The sequence below is a fragment of the Fulvimarina manganoxydans genome, assembly GCF_900176465.1.
Classification (GTDB): Bacteria; Pseudomonadota; Alphaproteobacteria; order Rhizobiales; family Rhizobiaceae; genus Fulvimarina; species Fulvimarina manganoxydans.
In genome coordinates, this window is record NZ_FWXR01000002.1 from 327,085 (window position 1) to 346,616 (window position 19,532).

At 62.8% G+C, this 19,532-nt stretch carries 18 protein-coding genes; 6 read left to right on the plus strand and 12 right to left on the minus strand.

Translation table 11 applies throughout. From position 1 onward, the window contains the following. Window positions 1-5 precede the first annotated feature (5 nt). The 4 genes from B9A15_RS04215 to B9A15_RS04230 all read right to left on the minus strand — a co-directional run bounded on the left by B9A15_RS04215 (window position 6) and on the right by B9A15_RS04230 (window position 3,932). A complete protein-coding gene (locus B9A15_RS04215; protein WP_084408768.1) occupies window positions 6-833 on the minus strand; it encodes a carbohydrate ABC transporter permease in 828 nt (275 codons plus the stop codon). 20 nt (window positions 834-853) lie between these two features. Continuing rightward, complete coding sequence (locus B9A15_RS04220) at window positions 854-1,750, minus strand: carbohydrate ABC transporter permease (RefSeq protein ID WP_084408839.1); 897 nt, start codon at window positions 1,748-1,750, stop codon at window positions 854-856. A 12-nt stretch (window positions 1,751-1,762) separates the two neighbouring features. Further along, complete coding sequence (locus tag B9A15_RS04225) at window positions 1,763-2,500, minus strand: SDR family NAD(P)-dependent oxidoreductase (RefSeq protein ID WP_084408769.1); 738 nt, start codon at window positions 2,498-2,500, stop codon at window positions 1,763-1,765. Between the two features lie 124 nt (window positions 2,501-2,624). Further along, on the minus strand, window positions 2,625-3,932 hold the full coding sequence (locus tag B9A15_RS04230) for an ABC transporter substrate-binding protein (RefSeq protein ID WP_084408770.1): 1,308 nt from the start codon (window positions 3,930-3,932) through the stop codon (window positions 2,625-2,627). A gap of 229 nt (window positions 3,933-4,161) precedes the next feature. Between B9A15_RS04230 and B9A15_RS04235 the strand changes: the two genes are divergently transcribed. From B9A15_RS04235 to B9A15_RS04245, 3 genes are all read left to right on the plus strand, one after another. Continuing rightward, window positions 4,162-5,232 carry a LacI family DNA-binding transcriptional regulator gene (locus B9A15_RS04235; RefSeq protein ID WP_084408771.1) on the plus strand — a complete coding sequence of 357 codons (1,071 nt, stop codon included), beginning with the start codon at window positions 4,162-4,164 and terminating at the stop codon, window positions 5,230-5,232. Between the two features lie 50 nt (window positions 5,233-5,282). After that, window positions 5,283-6,428 carry a mandelate racemase/muconate lactonizing enzyme family protein gene (locus B9A15_RS04240; protein ID WP_084408772.1) on the plus strand — a complete coding sequence of 382 codons (1,146 nt, stop codon included), beginning with the start codon at window positions 5,283-5,285 and terminating at the stop codon, window positions 6,426-6,428. A 149-nt stretch (window positions 6,429-6,577) separates the two neighbouring features. Then, window positions 6,578-7,561 (plus strand): LacI family DNA-binding transcriptional regulator, encoded by a 984-nt coding sequence (locus B9A15_RS04245; protein ID WP_084408840.1) that lies wholly within the window; start codon window positions 6,578-6,580, stop codon window positions 7,559-7,561. Between the two features lie 54 nt (window positions 7,562-7,615). Here the strand turns inward: B9A15_RS04245 and B9A15_RS04250 are convergent, their stop codons facing one another. From B9A15_RS04250 to B9A15_RS04270, 5 genes are all read right to left on the minus strand, one after another. After that, the gene (locus tag B9A15_RS04250) at window positions 7,616-8,428 is read right to left on the minus strand and encodes an HpcH/HpaI aldolase family protein (protein WP_084408773.1); all 813 of its coding nucleotides are present in this window, start codon (window positions 8,426-8,428) and stop codon (window positions 7,616-7,618) included. An 11-nt stretch (window positions 8,429-8,439) separates the two neighbouring features. Next, window positions 8,440-10,170 (minus strand): L-arabinonate dehydratase, encoded by a 1,731-nt coding sequence (araD, locus tag B9A15_RS04255; protein WP_084408774.1) that lies wholly within the window; start codon window positions 10,168-10,170, stop codon window positions 8,440-8,442. A gap of 83 nt (window positions 10,171-10,253) precedes the next feature. After that, window positions 10,254-11,546, minus strand: coding sequence for a TRAP transporter large permease (locus B9A15_RS04260; RefSeq protein WP_084408775.1), 1,293 nt, complete (start codon window positions 11,544-11,546; stop codon window positions 10,254-10,256). After that, entirely contained in the window at window positions 11,543-12,058 is a 516-nt protein-coding gene (locus B9A15_RS04265) for a TRAP transporter small permease (RefSeq protein ID WP_084408776.1), read from the minus strand. The genes B9A15_RS04260 and B9A15_RS04265 overlap by 4 nt, the downstream gene beginning before the upstream one ends. After that, window positions 12,055-13,071 carry a TRAP transporter substrate-binding protein gene (locus B9A15_RS04270; RefSeq protein ID WP_170923163.1) on the minus strand — a complete coding sequence of 339 codons (1,017 nt, stop codon included), beginning with the start codon at window positions 13,069-13,071 and terminating at the stop codon, window positions 12,055-12,057. Before B9A15_RS04270 ends, B9A15_RS04265 begins: the two co-directional genes overlap by 4 nt. A 401-nt stretch (window positions 13,072-13,472) precedes the next feature. Between B9A15_RS04270 and B9A15_RS04275 the strand changes: the two genes are divergently transcribed. From B9A15_RS04275 to B9A15_RS04285, 3 genes are all read left to right on the plus strand, one after another. Further along, window positions 13,473-14,393: a Bug family tripartite tricarboxylate transporter substrate binding protein gene (locus tag B9A15_RS04275; protein ID WP_170923164.1), complete on the plus strand. Its 921-nt coding sequence runs from the start codon at window positions 13,473-13,475 to the stop codon at window positions 14,391-14,393. Window positions 14,394-14,473: 80 nt separating this feature from the next. Then, the gene (locus B9A15_RS04280; RefSeq protein ID WP_139798192.1) at window positions 14,474-15,061 is read left to right on the plus strand and encodes a tripartite tricarboxylate transporter TctB family protein; all 588 of its coding nucleotides are present in this window, start codon (window positions 14,474-14,476) and stop codon (window positions 15,059-15,061) included. Continuing rightward, window positions 15,061-16,557 carry a tripartite tricarboxylate transporter permease gene (locus B9A15_RS04285; protein ID WP_084408780.1) on the plus strand — a complete coding sequence of 499 codons (1,497 nt, stop codon included), beginning with the start codon at window positions 15,061-15,063 and terminating at the stop codon, window positions 16,555-16,557. The genes B9A15_RS04280 and B9A15_RS04285 overlap by 1 nt, the downstream gene beginning before the upstream one ends. Before the next feature lie 146 nt (window positions 16,558-16,703). Here B9A15_RS04285 and B9A15_RS04290 read toward each other — a convergent pair whose 3' ends face one another. From B9A15_RS04290 to B9A15_RS04300, 3 genes are read right to left on the minus strand one after another with little or no spacing between them, the layout of a single operon-like run. Then, window positions 16,704-17,468: a sulfite exporter TauE/SafE family protein gene (locus B9A15_RS04290; protein ID WP_084408781.1), complete on the minus strand. Its 765-nt coding sequence runs from the start codon at window positions 17,466-17,468 to the stop codon at window positions 16,704-16,706. Next, complete coding sequence (locus B9A15_RS04295) at window positions 17,465-19,015, minus strand: tripartite tricarboxylate transporter permease (RefSeq protein WP_084408782.1); 1,551 nt, start codon at window positions 19,013-19,015, stop codon at window positions 17,465-17,467. The genes B9A15_RS04290 and B9A15_RS04295 overlap by 4 nt, the downstream gene beginning before the upstream one ends. Continuing rightward, the gene (locus tag B9A15_RS04300; protein ID WP_084408783.1) at window positions 19,012-19,500 is read right to left on the minus strand and encodes a tripartite tricarboxylate transporter TctB family protein; all 489 of its coding nucleotides are present in this window, start codon (window positions 19,498-19,500) and stop codon (window positions 19,012-19,014) included. Before B9A15_RS04300 ends, B9A15_RS04295 begins: the two co-directional genes overlap by 4 nt. Window positions 19,501-19,532 lie beyond the last annotated feature (32 nt).

Below are 19,532 nucleotides of genomic sequence, written 5' to 3' on the forward strand. Positions count from 1 at the left end.
CGGTGTCAGCCTTTCACGGCGCCGAGCGTCAGGCCGGAAATGAGCCAGCGCTGGACGATGACGGCGAGGATGAGCGGCGGGAGGGCGATCAGCGTTGCGGCGGCCATGAGGGCGCCCCAATTGGTCGAGCCTTCGCCGATGAAGTTGAAGGAGGCGGCGATCAGCGTCTTGGTGTCGGAATTCGACAGGACGAGCGCGAAGAGGAAGTAGTTCCAGGAAAAGACGAAAGCGAGGATGGCGGAGACCGCCAGTCCGGCGGTGACGAGGGGGAGGGCGATCCGCCAGAAAACGCGGGCCGGGGAGCAGCCATCGACCTGGGCGGCCTCGTAGACGCTTCGGGGAATGTTGTCGAAGAATGGGATCAGGACCCAAATGACGATCGGCATGGTGATCACCGCATGGGTCAGGATGAGAGACCAGTAGCTGCCGATCATGTCGACCTGCCTGAACATCACATACCAGGGCAGGAGGAAAAGCGTGCCCGGCGCCATCCGGGCGACGAGCGTGACGATCGCCGGCCAGGTGATGCGGGTCCAGGACGCTACGAAAGCGGCCGGCGCTCCGAGGATCAGCCCGAGGGCGGTCGAGGCCATCGTGACGATCATGGAGTTGAAAGCGTAGTGCAGGAAGGGCGTCGTCTCGGAGAGCGCGACGTAGTTGTCGAGCGTCGGCGTGAAGATGATCGTCGGCGGGTAAGCCGTCACCTCGAAGGACTGCTTGAAGGAGGAGGCGACCATCCACAGGGTCGGTACCATCACCACACAACCGGCGAGAACGAGAAGCACGGTGTTGAGAATCTGGAGCGAGCGGTCGCTCGGTGCGGCATCGGACAAGGTCTCGGTCCTCCCTTTTCCTACCAGGCAACGGCGTTGCGAACGCGGTTGAGGACGATGACGGCACCCAGAACAATGATCGACAGCGTCACCATCAGCGAGCTCGCATAGCCGAGTTGGAAGAACTCGAAGCCCATGCGGAAGCCGTAGATGTTGAGGGTGGTCGATGCGTTGGCGGGGCCGCCCTGGGTGGTGATGTAGATAAGGTCGAAGAACCTCAGGAGATCGACGCTTCTCAGGATCGTCGCCGTGGCGAGCGTCGGCAGAAGAAGCGGCAGGGTGATCCGCCACAGCACCTGCCAACCCGAAGCGCCGTCGATTTCCGCGGCCTCGTAGACACTAGGTGGCAGGGCCTGAAGACCGCCGAGAACGATCAGCGCGACATAGGGGCTCCACTGCCAGGTGTCGATGAGCGCCAGCGTCGGTACGACGAAGGCAGGCGATGCCAGCCAGTTCGACGGCGGAAGACCGAAAGACGTCAGAATATAGTTCGCCGCTCCGAGCGAGGGATCCAGGATCACAAGCCACATCATGCCGGCGACGACTGGCGGCATCATGAAAGGCGAAATGAAGAGCGAGCGCACGATGCCCGGCAGCTTCTTGGCCCGGAACATCAGGAGGGCGAGAACCGTGCCGAAGACGAGTTGGAGCACAAGGGAGAGGAAATAGAGATAGAAGGTGATGGTCAGCCCATTCCAGAACTGCTCGTCACTGATCATGCGCACGTAGTTGTCGGCCCCCGCAAATCGGGTCATGCCGGTGGCGGTGAAGGTCTGCAGGCTCAGCCAGATCGTGTAGCCGAACGGAAAAGCGATCATCGCCACGGTAAAGATCACCGAGGGCGCCGAAAGGCTGGCGAGTTGCAGGCGCGGCGAGATCGCGCCGGAAGCCGAGCGTGGATTGGAAGCAGTGGTCATGATCATGGAGCCTCAGCCTGCGAGAAAGCCGCCATCGACGGCATAGACGCTGCCGGTCACATAGCCGGCGGCGGGCATGGCGAGGAAAGCCACCGCGCCGGCCACCTCGTCCGGCTGGCCCCAGCGTCCGAAGGCGGTGCGTGCCGCGATCCTCTGGTAGTGGGCCGCGTCCTTGCGGCCATCGGCATTGATCGCGGTTTCGATGAAACCGGGGGCGACCGCGTTCACCCGGATACCGTCGTCGGCATAGGCGAGAGCGAGGCTCTTGGTCAGCATCACGACGCCGCCCTTGCTGGCGCAATAGGCAGGAAGGCGAGGAAGACCGGAATAGGCGTTCATCGATGCGATGTTCACGATCGAGCCTTTGGCGGCTGCCAACGCTTTGCGGAAGGCGCAGCAGGCGCTGAAGGTGCCGGTCAGATTGACCTCGACGACTTGCCGGAAGACTGACATCTCGTGCTCGGCGTCGCGCCTCAATATGCCGGCGCAATTGACCAGCAGATCGAGCGTCCCGAACCGGTCGGCCAGGGAAGCCATGGCGATATCGTCGGTGACGTCGAGGACGCTCGCCTCGAAACCGTCACGTCCGGCGAGCGGTGACGTCTCGAGTTCGGCCGACATGACGCCTGTGGCAGTTACGCGGGCGCCGAGATCGAGGAGGAGCGTCGATATGGCCCCGCCGATGCCTCCGAGGCCGCCGATGATGACGGCCTGAAAGCCTTGGGGCAACGCGAATTGCGGATGTGACATGGGGTTCGCCGGGACAGCGTGAGGGGAGCCGCCCGCCGGGAGGCGTGGCGGACGGCATTGAGCGGGATGGCACGTAAAGGAGCGGCCGCGCGGCGATGGGCGCCGTGATCCGCTTCTGCCGGCCTTATTCGCGCTCGATCAGGGCGTTCAGTTGCTCGTCGGCCGTTGCGCAGGCCTCTTCGACCGTGGCTGTGCCGAGGAGAATATCGTCGACGGCCTGGCCGATATATTCGCGCGACTCCGGGTTCTGCACGATCGGATATCCAACCTCGGAGGTGCCGTTCTTGGCCAGATCGTCGAGTGCCTTCTGCCATTCCTGGCGAAGCGGCTCCTCGGCGAGCCACGCCTTATAGGCTTCGTCGTCTGAGGCCGAAGCGCGGGGCGGTGCAATGCCTTCCAATGCCAGTTTGGCCTGCATCTGCGGGCTTGTCGCCCACTGGATGAAATACCACGCTGCGTCAGGATTTTCGCTGAACTGTGAAACGGCGAGGGCCCAGCCGATGGCGGTCGGATGTGATCCGCCATCGCCGGCCGGCAGCGGAATGATAGCCGTGTCCTTCAGCCGTGCGCCCCCCTCCATGACGGAGGGAAACTCGTTGGAGGACTGGAAGGACATCGCCGAGCGACCTTCGCGATAGAGCGAGGTGAGCTGATAGAAGCTGTAATTGACGACGCCGGGAGGGCCGTAGTCCCTAAGAAGCGAGGCGTAGGATTCGAGCGCCACCTTGCCCTCTACCGAGCAGAGGTTGGACTTGCCGTCCGCCATGTACTCCCCGCCCATATTGTGCAGGAAGTTGCTGAACGTATAGGGCAGAGCCGGCTTGAGGCCACGCGAGGCGAAGGGCGTGATGCCGGATGCCGCTTCGCAGCCCTTCAGAGCCTCGGCCGCCGCCTCGATGTCCGCGATGCTGGATGGCGGTTGGATATCGCAGGATTGGAAGAGATCGGTGCGATAATAAAGGACCGGCCCTTCGATATTGAGGGGGATGCCTGTCAACGTACCGTCGAAGGTCGCGGCGTCGACCAGCGCCTTGCCGAGATCGTCATACTGGTATTTGGGCGCAACCGAGTCCTGTGTGAAAGGAGTAAGGTCCGCGTACCAGCCGGCGGCGGCGAACTGGCGTCCTTCGCGGGAGGGCAGGGTCATGAAGACGTCGACCTCGTCGGAGCGGGCGTTCAGCACCGTCAGCAGGCGCTGACGCATCTGCTGTTCCTGATAGGAATCCACCTTCAGTGTGATGCCCGTTTTCGCTTCAAAGTCGTCGGTATATTTCAGGATCGCGTTCGCGATTGGATTGTTGTTGGCGAGAAAGGTGACCGTGTCGCCTTCATGGGCCTTCCAGTCGAAGTCCTGGGCCGAGGCCGGAATGGCGCCAGCCCCGATGACGATTGCCGCCGTCAGCGCGCTGGTGTGACTAAGCTTGCTTTTCATGATTGATCCTCCCTGTTCGGCTCGTTTTTGAGCGTCACTGCTCCGCTTGTCGCGAATGTTCTTGTAACCGGTTACATACGCGTTCGATCGATGCCCTGTCAATCACATCGCTTTGCCAAACTGGATCGCGACCGAGGTTCCTGTTCGCATGCAACCGTTGCATGCGTCCGGAGGCAGAGCTATCGATTGGCATCAGTAGGAACTATTCGAAAGGCCGGTCGACCGCAGAATGAAACCGATTCACTCGAAACCACTCGATCGCAGGGCGGAGAGCGCTAGCGGTCGTGCACGCGCTGTCGGGATACGAGCAGTCGCCAAGGCGGCTGGCGTATCGACGGCGACCGTTTCGAGATCTCTCAACAATCCGGCCTCGGTCAGTCCAGAACTCAGGGCCAAGATCAGCACGATCATCGAGGAGATCGGTTACATCCCGGACGCGTCCGCACGAGCGCTATCCTCCCGTCGCACCCGCACGATCGGCGCCATCGTTCCGACTGTCGATAACGCCATGTTCGCGCAGGGGCTCCAGGCGCTCCAATCTCATCTCGCGACGAAGGACTATCTCCTCCTTCTCGCGACCAACGAATACGATCTCGATGTCGAGTTGAAGCAGGCCCGCAATCTGGTCAGCCGGGGGATCGATGGGCTCATCCTGCGTGGCGACAAGCGCCACCCCGACCTGCGGCGCCTCTTGCAGGGCCAGTCGATTCCCTATGTGAACGTCGGTGTCTATGATCCGACGAAGCCTTACGCCTCGATCGGGGTCGACAACGCTGCGGCCGGACGGCGGATCACACGACATCTGATGGATCTCGGTCATCGGCGCGTTGGCATCGTCGCAGCCATGCAGCGCAACAACGATCGTGCCCAAGCCCGTCTTCGCGGCGTGTTGGAAGAGCTTGCGCTTCATGACGCAACGCCACCGGAAGCCTGGATGCTTCAGGTGAACTACAACCTCGACGACGCGCGACAGGCCGCGCGAACGCTTCTGTCGCAACGCGATCAACCCACCGCGATCGTCTGCGGCAATGACGTCATCGCCTATGGCGTGATGATGGAGGCCTTGAAGATGGGGCTCGCCGTTCCCGACGACGTGTCGGTGGTCGGCTTCGACGATCTCGAATGGAGCCGCCATTTCAGCCCAAGCCTGACGACGATCCATATGCCCACCGACGAGATCTGGCTGCGGGCGGGTGAATATCTCGTCGATACGTTGGCCGGAGAGCCCGCCTTGCTTCATCGTGAGATCGATTTTTCCCTCGTCGTCCGCGAATCGACTGCTCCGCCTCGCACCGGGTGAAACCGTCTCGGTCGCCTATCGATGCAACACAGTGAGTGAAGAGAAGTGTCATGACGATCGAGACGAGTATCGAGATCGAGCGCGTCGAACCCCACGTGTTCCGTGTGCCGATCGAAACGCCTGTCGTCACGTCCTTCGGCGTGATGCGCGATCGGCCGGCGGTGTTCATTCGCGTGAGTGACAAGAGTGGCGCACAGGGATGGGGCGAAGTCTGGTGCAATTTCCCCGCTGTGGGCGCCGAGCACCGGGCGCGGCTCGTCAACTCTGTGCTGTCGCCCCTGCTCGAGGGCCAACGCTTCGAGAGCGCAGAGGCAGCCTATTTGCACCTGACGCGGGCGACAGAAATCCTTGCGATCCAGAGCGGCGAGCCGGGCCCGATCGCTCAGGCGATCGCTGGCATCGATCTGGCGCTTTGGGACATGGTGGCGCGGCGCGCCGGTAAGCCGCTTCATCTGTGTCTCGGCGGTGTGCCGAAAGCGTTCGTCAAAGCCTATGCGAGCGGGCTCAATGCAGATGGGCCAGAGCGTTTGGCCGCCGTCAAGCACGAGGCGGGCTATCGACGCTTCAAGATCAAACTTGGCTTCGGCCGGGAGCGTGATCTGCGCAATCTCGAAGCGATGCGGGACACCTTTGGAACGCAGGCCGACATCATGGTGGACGCCAATCAAGCCTGGGATGTGGAGACGGCGATCGAGATGGCGAAGGCGCTCTCCGTCCATCGACCGCGATGGCTGGAAGAGCCGATCAGGGCCGACATAGGGCTGGATGGATGGCGGCGTCTGGCAAATGATTCGCCGATCCCGCTCGCGGCCGGTGAGAATGTGCGAGGGGAAGGCGCTTACTCCGCGTTCATCCAGAGCGGAACGCTTGGCTTTCTTCAGCCGGATATCGGGAAATGGGGCGGCCTGTCGGCGACCTTGCCGATCGCGCGGGCGGCGGAAGAGGCCGGCGTGACCTATTGCCCCCATTGGCTTGGCGGCGGGATCGGTCTCGTCGCGTCCCTGCACCTGCTCGCGGCCGTGGGCGGAGACGGGCTGTTGGAAGTCGATGCCAACCCGAACCCGCTGCGCGAGGACATGATCATCGGCTTCCCGGCCATTGCCAATGGCGACATGGCGGTGCCGTCCGCGGCTGGCATCGGGGTGGAGCCCGATCTCCAAGCGCTCGCTCGCTATCGAATTGCCGTCGGCGACTGAAGCCGGATGAGCATCCTGCGGCCCATTGCGAGAATCCGGTTCGAATTTTCGTCCCGCCAGGGTAAGAGGGGGGCTCCTTTGAAGGACGCGGAGCGGACGTGGACGAGCCGGTAACGCGGCGTTCGCGCCGGACCAGACAGACCATCAAGATGAGCGATGTCGCAGCGGCGGCGAATGTCTCGCCCTCGACTGTCTCGCTTTATCTCCGAAGACCGGGAGCGGTATCCAAGCGCGCGGGCGTGGCGATCCATGATGCGATCGAACGACTTGGTTACGTGCCTAACCTGATGGCTGGGGGGCTTGCGGCGGCACGCTCGCGTGTGGTCGGGGTCGTCGTTCCGTCCATGCGCAACGCCTTTTTCGCCCAGACGGTGTCGGCAATGCAAGGAGTGCTCTCAGACGATGGGTTCCAGGTCATGTTCGGCAACACCGACTATGATGACGATACCGAACTCGCCCTTGTGCGGGCCTATCTGTCCTGGTCCCCCTCGGCCCTCGTTTTGACCGGCCTTCATCACGCACGTCCGACCCGCGACCTTCTGCATGCCGCCGACTGCCCCGTTGTCGAAATGTGGGAGCTCGGCGCCGATCCGGTGGATCTGGCCGTAGGCTTCTCCCATACCGAGGTGGGCCGGGCGCAGGCCCGGCATCTCATCCGGAAGGGACGGCGCCATTTGGCCTTTCTCGGAGCCCGGATGCAGGATGACAGGCGTGCCATGCAGCGCGCGGAAGGGTTCGCCGCAGAGGCTCGGGAGGCCGGCATCGCGGCGGAGATCGTCCAGCATATCAAGCCGGCGAGCACCGAGGCCGCCGCGGCGCTGCTGGCAAAGGCCCTGTCCATCAATGCCCGGATCGATGGCGTGGCCGCCTCGAACGATACGCTCGCCCTCGGCCTTCTCTTCGAGTGCATGCGCCGGGGCATCGCCGTTCCCGAACGCCTCTCTGTCGTTGGCTTCGGCGATCTGGAATTCAGCGCCTTCAGCAATCCGTCGCTGACGACGATACGACCTTTCGGGGACGTCATCGGCGAGGAGATCGCGCGCCTCGTGCTCGCGGCGGTGGAAGAGGACGCGCGTCCCGCCCGGCCGGCAATCAATACCGGCTTCGTGATCGTCGAGCGCGGCAGCGCGTAACGGGGAAGGGGGTTATGAACCGCCCCTTCCGTAACCGGCGAGCGATCTGGAGCTTCAGTAGGCGGAGACGGTCGTCTTCGACGCCTCGACCGGTTTTCCGCGCAATTCGCCCAGCCAATCGCGAGCCCGGCCCGTCATCATGGCGATGTCCGAGGCCATCGCGGAGAAGCTGTAGCCGTAGTCTAGAAACTGTTTGACCATCGCCGGATTGGGGCCGACGATACCGATGAAGGTCCCGGCTTCTCTTGCTTCCTTCGCCGCCGCTTGAAGGGCCGCCTGCACAGCCTCGTGGCCGATGTCGCCGAGATGGCCCATGGCGGCCGAGAGGTCTCCCGGTCCAACGAAGACTGCATCGACACCAGGGACGGCGGCGATCTCCTTGAGCCGGGAGACCGCTTCCGGTGTCTCGAGCTGGACGATCACCATCGTCTCGTCGTTGGCACGTTTCAGATATTCGGGCTGCGCGCCATAGCGGGACGCCCTGTGGATAGCTGCGACGCCGCGAATGCCGACGGGCGGATATTTCGCCGCCGCCACGGCCGCCCGGGCTTCTTCTGCGGTCTCGACAAAGGGGATCATGATCGTCTGCGCCCCGGCGTCGAGCGCCTTCTTGATCGTCACCTTGTCGTTCCAGGGCAAGCGCACCACTGGCTCGGCTGGCGTACAGCCGACGGCCCTTAGAATCTCCGGGAGCTGGGCGACCTCGACCGGCACATGCTCCATGTCGACGACCACGAAGTCAAAGCCGCAATGGCCGATCGCCTCCGACGGGCCGGGTGCGGCAGACATCAGCCATGTGCCGAGTGGCGGCATCTCCCGGCGCTCGGCGAGCATGCGGCGAAAGCGGTTGGTCATGTCATGTGTCATTGCGGTGGCCTTCAGTAGATCGCGGGTTCGGGTAGGTTTCGAACGCCCGACAGGAAATCGAAATCGCAGCCCTCATGGGCCTGGCTCACATGGCGCTGGTAGAGCGCGGTGAACGAGCTTTCATAGAGTGGGCGCGGGGGAGCGAGTTCTGCGCGCCTGCGCTCGAGCTCGTCCTCGGCTACGCGCATGTCGAGGCGTCCTGCCTCGATATCGAGCGCGACGATATCGCCTGTCCGCAGCAGCGCGAGCGGTCCGCCGACCGCCGCCTCGGGCGAGACGTGAAGGACGCAGGTGCCATAATGGGTTCCGCTCATGCGTCCGTCGCAAATCCGCACAATGTCCTTCACGCCGCGTTTCAAGAGCGCTTTGGGAATTGGCAGATTGCCCCATTCGGGCATGCCTGGCGCGCCGACTGGGCCGGCATTTCGCAAGACGAGGACCGTATCCTGCGTAATGTCGAGATCCGGGTCGTCCAGAACGCGCATCATCGTTCCGGGATCGTCGAAGACAAGCGCCGGGCCTTCGTGCTTGAGAAATTTCGGATCGGCTGCGGAGGATTTCACCACGGCGCCGTTCGGGGCGAGATTGCCCTTCAACAATGCCAAGGTCCGGCCTTGGGACAGAGGGACGACGGGCGTGTCGAGATCGCGAATGACGTCGTCGTTCCAGCATTCGCCAGCGGCGATCGCTTCGCCGAGCGTGCGGTTCTCGACGGTCCGCGCGTCGAAGTGGAGATGATCGCTAAGCTTTTTCAGAAGGGCGGGGAGACCGCCGGCAAAATGGAAATCCTCCATCAGATAGGTGCCGGACGGGAACAGGTTGGCAAGGACCGGGATCTTGGCCGACATCTGCGCCATATCCTCCAGCTTGAGGGCAATCCCCGCGCGTCCGGCCATCGCCAGGAGATGGATCGCCGCATTGGTGGAGCCGCCGAGCGCCATGTAGGCGGCAAGCCCGTTGAGAAAGCTCTCGCGTGTCAGCATCGAGGAGGGCCTCAGATCTTCGAACACCATCTCGACGATCCGTTCCCCGCAGAGCGAGGCCATTCGCGGGTGTCCCGAATCGACCGCAGGGATCGAAGAAGCCCCGGTCAGAGTGAGCCCCATGGCGTCGATGATTGACGTCATCGTCGAGGCCGTGCCCATCGTGTTGCAGGTTCCGGCCGAGCGGGTCATCCGGCTCTCCAGGTCAACCCAGTCCGTGGCGGTGATCTCGCCTCGCCGCAACTTGTCGAAATAGGTCTTGGTATGGGTTCCGGCGCCGGTCTTGGCGCCCCGCCACTGGCCGTTCGACATCGGCCCAGCCGGGCAGAAGATCGCAGGCAAATCCATCGAGATCGCGCCCATCAGAAGGCCGGGCGTTGACTTGTCGCATCCTCCAAGAAGTACGCAGCCGTCGATCGGATGGCAGCGCAGGAGCTCCTCGACCTCCATGGCGAGAAAATTGCGGTAGAGCATGGTGGTGGGTTTCACCATCACTTCGCCGACGGAGAGCGCCGGCAGTTCGACCGGATAGCCGCCGGCCTGCCAGACGCCGCGTTTCACCGCCTCCGCCCGATCGCGCAGATGGGCGTGGCAGGGGCTCATTTCCGACCATGTGTTGATGATGCCGATGACCGGCTTGCCCATGAATTCCTCGCGTCTGAGCCCCATTTGCTGGGTACGCTGGCGGTGGGCAAAACCCCGGATGTCGCTGGAGGCGAACCATCGCTGGCTTCGAAGTTCAGATATCGATCGGGTCATGGAAGATGCGTCTTCTTCTGGTCGGTTGGGGTCTTGCCTGCCCGTCCTTCGCCGCGACGGAAAAGCCGGGCCATCGCGTCGGGTCAGTAGCCGAGCGCGTGGGGCAGGGCCGTCACGATGCTTGGCACATAGGCCATGATCAGCAGCGCCACGATCAGCGGTATGAGAAAAGGCGCGACAGAGAGGCTGACGCGCCTGAACGACATGCCGGTGAGATCCCGCATGAGGAACAAGGACAGGCCGAGAGGCGGGGTGTACTGGCCGATCATGATGGCGAAGACCATCACCACACCGAGATGGATCGGATCGAGCCCGTACTGGGCGCCGCCGACCTGGACCAGCATCGGCGCCAAGATCAGAAGCAGGATCGCATTCTCGATGATGGCGCCGAGGATGAGCAGCGCGACCAGCGTCAGAAGGATGAACATCGCCGGCGAGTCGAAGGTCGTCGCGATCGCCTCGGCCGTGGTCTGCGGGACGTTTCCGATCGTCAGAACCCAGCCGAACAGGACGGCGTTGGCGATGATGAAGAGAAGCTTCGTCGAGGCAGCGGTGACGCTCGCCAATGTCTCGCCGATCGCCCGGATCGTCAGGTCGCGATAGACGAGACCGCCGAGGACGAGGGCGTAGAGCACGGCGACCGTCGCTCCTTCCGTCGGGCTGAAGATGCCGAGCGTCATGCCGCCGACGATGATGACCGGGGTGAGCATCGGCGGAGCGGCTTTCAGGAAGGCGATGGCGAGCGCTTTCGAAGTGACGCGCTCCGTCGACACATAGCCGCGGCGACAGCCCACGAAGAAGACATAGCCCATCAGGCAGACGGCAATGACGAAAGCAGGCACGACGCCGCCCAGAAAAAGCTGGGTGATCGAGACCTGCGCGATGATACCGAACATGACGAGAGGAATGCTCGGCGGCAGGATCGGACCGATAGCGGAGGAGGCAAGCGTGATGCCGACGGAGAATTTTTCATCATAGCCATGTTTCTTCATGGCGTTGACCTGCATGGAGCCAAGGCTCGCGACATCGGCGAGTGCCGAGCCGGACATGCCGGCGAAGACGAGGCTGCAGACGACGTTCACATGGCCAAGACCTCCGGGAATGCGTCCGACCAGAGCCATGGCGAAGTCGAAGATGCGATCGGTTATCTTTGCCGCGTTCATCAACTGGCCGGCCAGCATGAAGAGCGGAATGGCCAACATCGAGAACTTGTCGATGGAGAAGGCGAGTTCCTGTGCCGCCTGGGTGAGGGGAAAACCTTCGTAGAGCAGATAGGCCACGGCACATGCGCCGAGAGCGAAGGCGACCGGCATGCCCAGGAGAATGACGACGAGACTGATCGCGATGAGGGAGAGGAGGAAGCCGTCGAAGCTCATGGGTTCGCCCCTCTAGCGAGCGCGATGCCTGCCCGGACGACCTTGGCCGAGAGAAAGGCGATCATCAGGGCGCCGGCGATCGGTATCGCGGCGAGCTGAATGCCGATCGGCAGGCGCAAGGCTGGGGTGCGTTCGTGACTGAGCATGGCGATGAGGTCCCAGCCACCGATAACGACCGGCACGAGAAAGAGGACGGCGACGATGTCGAGCAGAATGTCGAGACCGGCCTTGAACCGGCTGGTGCTGGGCAGGAACTCGTCGAGAAGTTCGACTCGCGCGTGGAGATTCTGCCGCGTGAGGCCGACCGCCCCTGCAAAGGTCATCCAGACGATGACGATGCCGCTGATTTCCTCGGTCCAGACGAGCGGCGTGTTCATGACATATCGCATGAAGACCCCGAGCGAGGAGATGACGACGAGTGCGATGAGGAGGAACTCGGCGAGAAAGAGGTCGGGGCGCCGCAGGGAGCGGCGCCAGCCGACAGGCTCGGCGAGCATGGAGGTGTGGGTCATTGGCCGGCTTCGGCCATCGCTGCTGAACGGGCCTTTTCGAGCACCTTCTGTCCGAGACCTGCCGGCCAGATCTTGCCTTCGAAGGTTTTCTCCACCTCGGCCTGCACAGAGCTTCGGAAGGAGTCCAGATCGAGGCCATCTTCTGCTGCGACGACCTGCATGCCCTGTTCACTCAGCTTGTCGACGAGACCGTCTTCGGCCGTCACGGTCTGTTGCGAGGTCCATTCGGCCGCCTCGCTCGCGGCGCGTAGAAGGGCGTCCTGATTGTCTTCTGACAACGCTTGGAACCTGCGTTCATTGACGATCCAGGGGAGGGTGATGAGCTGGTGATTGGTCAGGATGAGATGATCCTGGACCTCGTAGAGCTTCTCGGCCTCGATGGTCGGGAGCGGATTTTCCTGCCCGTCGACGACACCCTGGCTGAGAGCCTGGAAGAGCTCGGAAAAGGGAACAGGGGTTGGCTGGGCGCCAAGACCGCGAACGACGGCGAGGGACATTTCGTTGGGGACCGATCGGATCTTCTTGCCCTGTAGATCCGCAGGGCTCTTGGCCGGAAGGCCATTGGTCGTCAGGTTCCGCGAGCCATAATAGAAGGCACCGAGAACCCGGATGCCGGAAAGCTCGGTCAGCTGCTCATCCCAGCTTCTGCCGAATTCATCCGCCTCCATCACGGCGTTCAGTTGTGGCCAACTCTCGTAGTAGTATCCAGCATTGTATACATTGTATTCCGGCACGATGTCGGCAAGCAGCGGGAACGTGCCTTCAGCGATATCGATCGCACCCGTCTTCACCGAGCCGACCAGGCTTCGTACATCGCCGAGTTGCGCGGAAGGGTAGACACGGATTGTCAGGTCGCCGTCCGAATATTGGCTCGCGAGTTCGGCAAACTTCTTCGCGCCTTCTGCAGCGGGCGATCCGGGTGCTTGGATGTGCCCCATTCGCAAGGTTTCGGCATTCGCCGTGGCTAGAGTCGCCACGATCGCGGCGGTGGCGAGCAGTGTCCGCGTCAGCATGTGGATGGTCCTCCCAATCATATTATCTCCGCCCTCCCAGACGGATTTGCATTTTCGTAGCGCTACGATTTACTTTTGTCAAAGTGCCAAACGCCGCCCCACTATCCAATCGCCTCTGCTGTGCGGTCGACGACAAGGATGAGTAGGGAGGAAGCCGATTGTCCATGTTGGGCAGGATGCCAAGACCAATTCTGTGTCAAGGGGCGCCGTCGGTTTGCGACCCTGCACCGATTGACATCCGATCTCGTATCGCTACGATTTACCAGATGTTTCGCCGAACCGGGAGGAGTGAGCCGGGCGGCGGCCATGGCAGGGTTCGCCGCGTGCCTTCGTGCAGGCTGGCGGTCTGCCGGACCTTTAGGCCCCAATTGGAGGGGTCGAACATCTTCAGGGAGGACAACATGAAGACAGCGCCCATCGCTCTTGCGCTTGCCATGACGTTGGTCGGCGGCATCGCGCAGGCTCAGACGGTCGAAATGATCGTTCCTTTCAGCGCTGGAGGCGGCACCGACACGGTCGCTCGTGTCTTCGAGCCTGGTTTCGCCGAAGCTCTCGGCCGGACGGTGATCATCCGCAATGTGGACGGTGCGAGCGGGACCATCGGCGCGGCCGCAGCGGCCGATGCCTCGGCAGACGGCTTGACCGTCGGCTACCTTCCAATCGGCCCGCTCGCGATTCAGCCGTCCCTGCGCGACACCTCCTACGACGCCGATAGCTTCGACTATATCTGCCAGACGACCTCGACACCGGTCTTCTTGCTTCAGAAAAAGGGTGGCGACGCCGCATCGGTCGAGGACTGGGTGACGCGCGGCCAGGACGGCCGGGTGGTCTATGGTTCATCGGGGCCGGGTACCATTCCCCATCTCGCCATGGCGGCTCTTTCGTCTGCGGCCGGGCTCAACGCCGTTCATCTGCCCTTTGCCGGAACGGGCCCTGCCATGAATGCGATGGCCGGCGGTGAAATCGATCTCTTTGTCGATACGGCGACCGTGCTCGAAAACAACGATGTCGAGGCGCTGGCCGTCTTCGCGCCCGAGCGTCTGGAGGCCTATCCAGACGTTCCGACCATGACCGAGGCCGGTTACGCGCTCGACTTCTCGGTGTGGCAGGGTCTCGTCGCCCCAAAGGGCATGGAGCCGGCGACACTCGCCAGCTATTCCGACGCCTGCAAGGCCGCGATCGAGACCGACCGCTTTGAGGAACTGGCGGAGAAAACGAACACTGGCATCCTGTATCGCGGTCCGGAAGATTTCGCTGCATTCGTGTCGAAGAATGCCGAGCAGAACCGGGCGATCCTCAAGGAAGCCGGTCTGACGGAGTAAGTCGTCTTCCGGGCGCCATCGGCCGATCTCGCGGGCGGATCTTGGGGAGCAGCCCGTCTCCTCGACGGCGCACGGTTCCTATGATGTACCGTTCCCATCACTTCATCTCGACCCCGGCGTCCCTGATAGACGGGCGCCGGCGCGTCGGCTTGTCGGAGCCCCTCATCGTGACGCAGCTTCGCGCCGCCCCTTTTCTCGTCTCCTGTGGTTTCACCCTGCTCGGCGCCGTCTTCCTGGTCGTGGCATTCACCACCGGAGGCGGGCGCGGCAACCTCGCGGCCGGCGACACGCCGGACGCCCTACCACGCATTCTCCTTTTCGCATGGGTCGGGCTCGGTCTTGCCGACATCCTTCGGCAGGCCGTCGGATCACGGACCTCGTCGCCGGCAACGAACGGCGATCCAGCTGAGGGGGTGCGAGACAGTTCGCAAGGTTCTGCGCTCGCCGGGGTGATGGCGCTCACCCTCGTCCTGTCGATCGCCATCGTCTTTGCGGGTTATCTCCTGCCGGTCCTCATCTGCCTGCCGGTCATCCTGTTCCTCACCGGAACACGTAAAGCGATGCCGTTCGCGGCCGCCTTCCTTCTTCTCGGCCCCGGGCTGTGGTTCATGTTCCACCATATCCTCGGCATCCGTCTTCCCATCCTTCTGCCGGGCGGTCTCCTGTAATGATCGACTTCGCCTTTCTTGCCGACGCCTTTTCTCCAGCAACCCTCTTTGCCATCGTGATCGGGACGTCTCTCGGCGTCGTCATCGGCGCGTTGCCGGGCCTTGGTTCGGTCGTCGGCCTTTCCATCTGCCTGCCGTTCACCTTTGGGATGGAGACGGTGCCAAGCCTCGCGCTCCTTCTCGGGGTCTATTGCGGCTCGGTCTATGGCGGATCGATTTCCGCGATCCTCATCAACTCGCCGGGCACGCCCCAGTCGGCGGCGACCATGCTCGACGGATACCCGATGGCACAAAGAGGGGAGGCCGGCGAAGCACTTGGCTGGTCGACGGCCGCATCCGTTCTCGGCGGGCTCCTGTCCTGCATTGTGCTCATCCTGGCCGCGCCTCAACTGGCGCGTTTCGCGACGCGCTTCGGTTCGGTCGAGGTGTTCGCGCTCATTCTCCTGGCGCTTACATGCATTGCCGCCGTCTCGCGCGGCAGCATGATCAAAGGGCTCGCCATGGGCGCGGCCGGGCTCTTCGTCGCGCTGATCGGCACCGATCCGGTGACGGGCGCTGCGCGCTTCACCTTCGGCATCGAATTCCTGACGGCCGGCCTCGACCTCATCGCGGTCGTCATCGGGCTCTTTGCCCTGTCGGAGGCCTTTTCCCGCCTCGCCGAGCCCCATGGCGGAGCGCCGACGGTCGCCAATGCACGGCTTATCCTGCCGCGCCTTGCCGCCTGGAAAGGGCGCGTCGTCAATCTCCTGCGAAGTTCCTTCATCGGCTGCCTCATCGGCGCCCTGCCAGGAACTGGGGCGGCAACCGCGGCCTTCATCAGCTACGCGTCGGCGAAACAGGCATCGCCTCGTCGGGATGAGTTCGGCAAGGGCGAGCCGGACGGGCTCATCGCAGCCGAATCGGCCAACAACGCGGTCACCGGAAGCGCGATGATTCCGACGCTCGCTCTCGGCATTCCAGGCGACGTCGTCACCGCGATCCTGCTCTCGGCGATGGTTGTTCACGGTATTACGCCGGGTGTGCGGCTGATGAGCGAACATCTCGACGTGGTCAACGCGATCTTCGTCGTCCTCATCGTGGTCAACATTGTGATGCTGATCGTCGCCTTCCCGATCGTGCGGGCCTTTGGAAAGATCCTGTCGATCCCCGAGCCGATCATCATGGTGGGTGTGATCGTCTTTTCGCTTGTCGGCGCCATCACGGTGCGCGGCAATGCACTCGACGGTGTCGTGGCGGTTCTCTTCGGGATTGCAGGCTATCTCTTGCGCAGGGGTGGGTTCCCACTCGCGCCCTTCGTCATCGGGCTCGTGCTTGGCCCGCAATTCGAGCAGAATCTCCGGCGCGGCCTCTTGCTCAACGAAGGGGATATTCTGGCCTTCCCCTTCGCGAGCTGGATCGCGGCGGTGATTTTCACGCTGACGGCTGTTCTGATCCTCGCCGGGCCCGCCAAAGCCCTTTTGCCGAAGCCGGGGCCAGCAGAGTCAGGCCGGCAGTGATACCAAGATGCATATGGGTCGCCATCCTCGCATCTTGGTATGAGAGCAAGATCTGGCCCGAAAAGTTGCACGACTCTTCGGGCCATATCATGTTGCGAAACAAAGAGACATAGCGAAATCGCTACTCCGATTCATCGCCTTTCGCACTACTGTCCGGATGCGCCGGTCAAGATCAGATTGAAGGCGAGAACGGCAAGAACCAGCAGCACCCCCAGGCGGAAACGGTCCGCCGAGATGCGTTCGCCGATCGCGTTGCCGGCGGCCATGCCGGCCAGCGAGGCGGGAATGCAGAGGGCGCTCACCGCAAAGCGTGTCATGTCGATGAGACCGGCGGCGAAGAAGGTGCCGGAGATCAGGACGCCCGACACGATGAAGAGAAGGCTGAGGGTCGAAACGAAGAGCTTGCGGTCAACCTTCAATCCGACGAGATACATGACGAAAAGCGGCCCGTTGGCCGTCGTCAGCGCTCCGACAATCCCGGCCGCGACGCCGACGACGAGACCGACGGGATTCTCGGCCGGCGCGGCGATGGCGAGGGTCGGCTTGGCGAGGGTCAGCCCGACGAAGAGCAGCACGAAGGCGCCGAGCGAGACGAGAAGCGCGCTATCGGGAATGAGACTGACCAAAGCTCCGCCCGCAGGAACGCCGATCACGACGCCAAAGAGGACGGTGCGAAATCGAAGGATTGTCTCGCGCATACGCTGAGCCTGCACGAATTGCGCGATATTGGTGAAGGGGAGAACGAGCGCGTTGACCGCAAGAGCGAAGTCGATCGGCACGAAGAAGGGCAGGATCGCCATCGTCGTCAGCGGGAGGCCGAAGCCAAGCGCGCCCTTCACGAGACCGCCAAGTACGAAGATCGCCGCAAGAAGCGCAAGACTGCTGGGATCCAGCGCCGTCATCGGCGTCATTCCGCGGCTCGCCCGGCTGTTGGAGCGCCTGATGGAGAAGGCGAGAGCGTTGCGAGATCCGCACGCTCCCGGCTCGCCTGCATCGTTTGCCGCACGATCAGGACGATTGCCAGAACGGTCAGGCCCCAGAAGAACCAGGTGATCGGCCCGCGTGCGAGGATATCGAGCGAGCCTTGGGACATCAGAAGCGACTGACGGAAATTGTTCTCCAGAAGCGGCCCGAGGATGAAGGCGATCACGAAGGGCGCGGCGGGAATGCGCAGGAGCAGCATGGCATAGCCCAGCGCTCCGACCGCGAACATCACGGCGACATCGAAGACGGAATTGTTGACGGCGAAGACGCCGTAGACCGACAGCACGAGAACGCTCGGTAGCAGAACATAGCGAGGCACATCCGCAATGTAGCGGAAGCCGCGGATCGCCGCCCCACCGACAAGGAGAAGGATCGCCGAGGACAGGACGAGGCCGATGAAAATGGCGTAGATCATGTCGCCATTGGTGGCGAACATCATCGGCCCGGGCTGGAGGCCGTGGATCATGAAGGCACCAATGATGATCGCGGTCGTCACGTCGCCCGGTACGCCGAGAGCGAGAAGCGGAATGAGCGTTGCGCCGGCAACGCCGTTATTGCCCGATTCGGCTGCGGCGACACCCTCGATCTCCCCCTTGCCGAAATTGGCGCGGTTGGGCGAGTTGCGACGGGCTTCCGAATAGGAGACGAAGGCGGCGGGGGCGGCGCCGATCCCCGGGATCGCACCGAGAATGACGCCAATGAAGGACCCGCGCAGGATCGATTTCAGGGAGCGACGAAATTCGGCAAAGGTCAGATGGACATGGCCGAGCTTGCGCACATCCCCGTCGATTTCCTTGGGTTGGCGCACATAGGCGAAGATTTCGGGAATGGCGAAGAGACCGATCAGGACGGCGATGAAATTGAGCCCGCCCATCAGATCGGGAGAGCCGAAGATGAATCGATCGGTTCCGTAGACGAGATCGAGCCCGACGGTTGCCAGAAACAGTCCGAGAATGGCCGATATGCAGCCTTTCAGGAGGCTGTCGCCGGAAACGCCTGCGATGATCGTCAGAGAGAAGAGGATGAGGGTGAAGAATTCCGGCGGACCGAATTGCAAGGCGAAGGAAGCCAGCCAGCCGGCGAAGAGGATCAGAGCCAGATTGGAAACGAGATCGGCGATACAGGACGCATAAAGCGCCATGTCGAGCGCCTTCCCGGCCTGCCCCTTTTCCGCCAGCGGATAGCCGTCGATAGTAGTGGCCGAAGAGGCGGGCGTTCCGGGTGTCTTGATCAGGATCGCCGGGATCGATCCCCCGAAGACGCCGCCCTTGTAGACGCCGAGAAGCAGGAGGATGCCGAAGATCGGCTGAAGCGAAAAGGTGAAGGGAAGCGTCAAGGCGACCGCCATCACCGCCGACATGCCTGGAATGGCGCCGGCAATCACACCGATCGTCACGCCAAGGATGAGATAGCCGACGCTCTGCCACTGCGCGACGAGCGCAAAACCCATTCCGATCTGGTCCATCAAGCTCATGGCAGCCTCAGAAAGTCGCTTTGCGGGATGTTGACCCCTGCGACGTGATAGAAAAAGGCGAAGAGGAGGATCGGCAGGACGAGCGCTGCGACCAAACCGATGATCTTGTTGGGGGCGCCCGTCAGAAAGACGAAGAGTGCGAAGGCCAGCACCGAGGCCCAGACCATCCCGATCCAGCTGATCGCCTCGAAATAGAGCGCTGCCAGAGCCACGAACCCGACGAGACGCATGGTTTCGGACCGGGCGAAGGGCTCGACGTCTTCCCCCATATCCTCGCTCCGGCGCCGCATCTGGGCAAGGGCGAGAAGGATCCCCGAGGCCGTCAGGGCGATTGCGAGGATCGTCGGCCAGAAGGCGGGCGACAGAAGGATCGATCGCATGGAGGACGGGGTGACGATGCCGTGCGGGACGGCGACGAACCAGAGAAACAGTCCGAACAGGACGACAGATGCCGAGAGCACGAACTCGATGCGTCGCGAAAGCATGAAGCCTTTCCCTTTCTTCGCCTTGAAGCCGA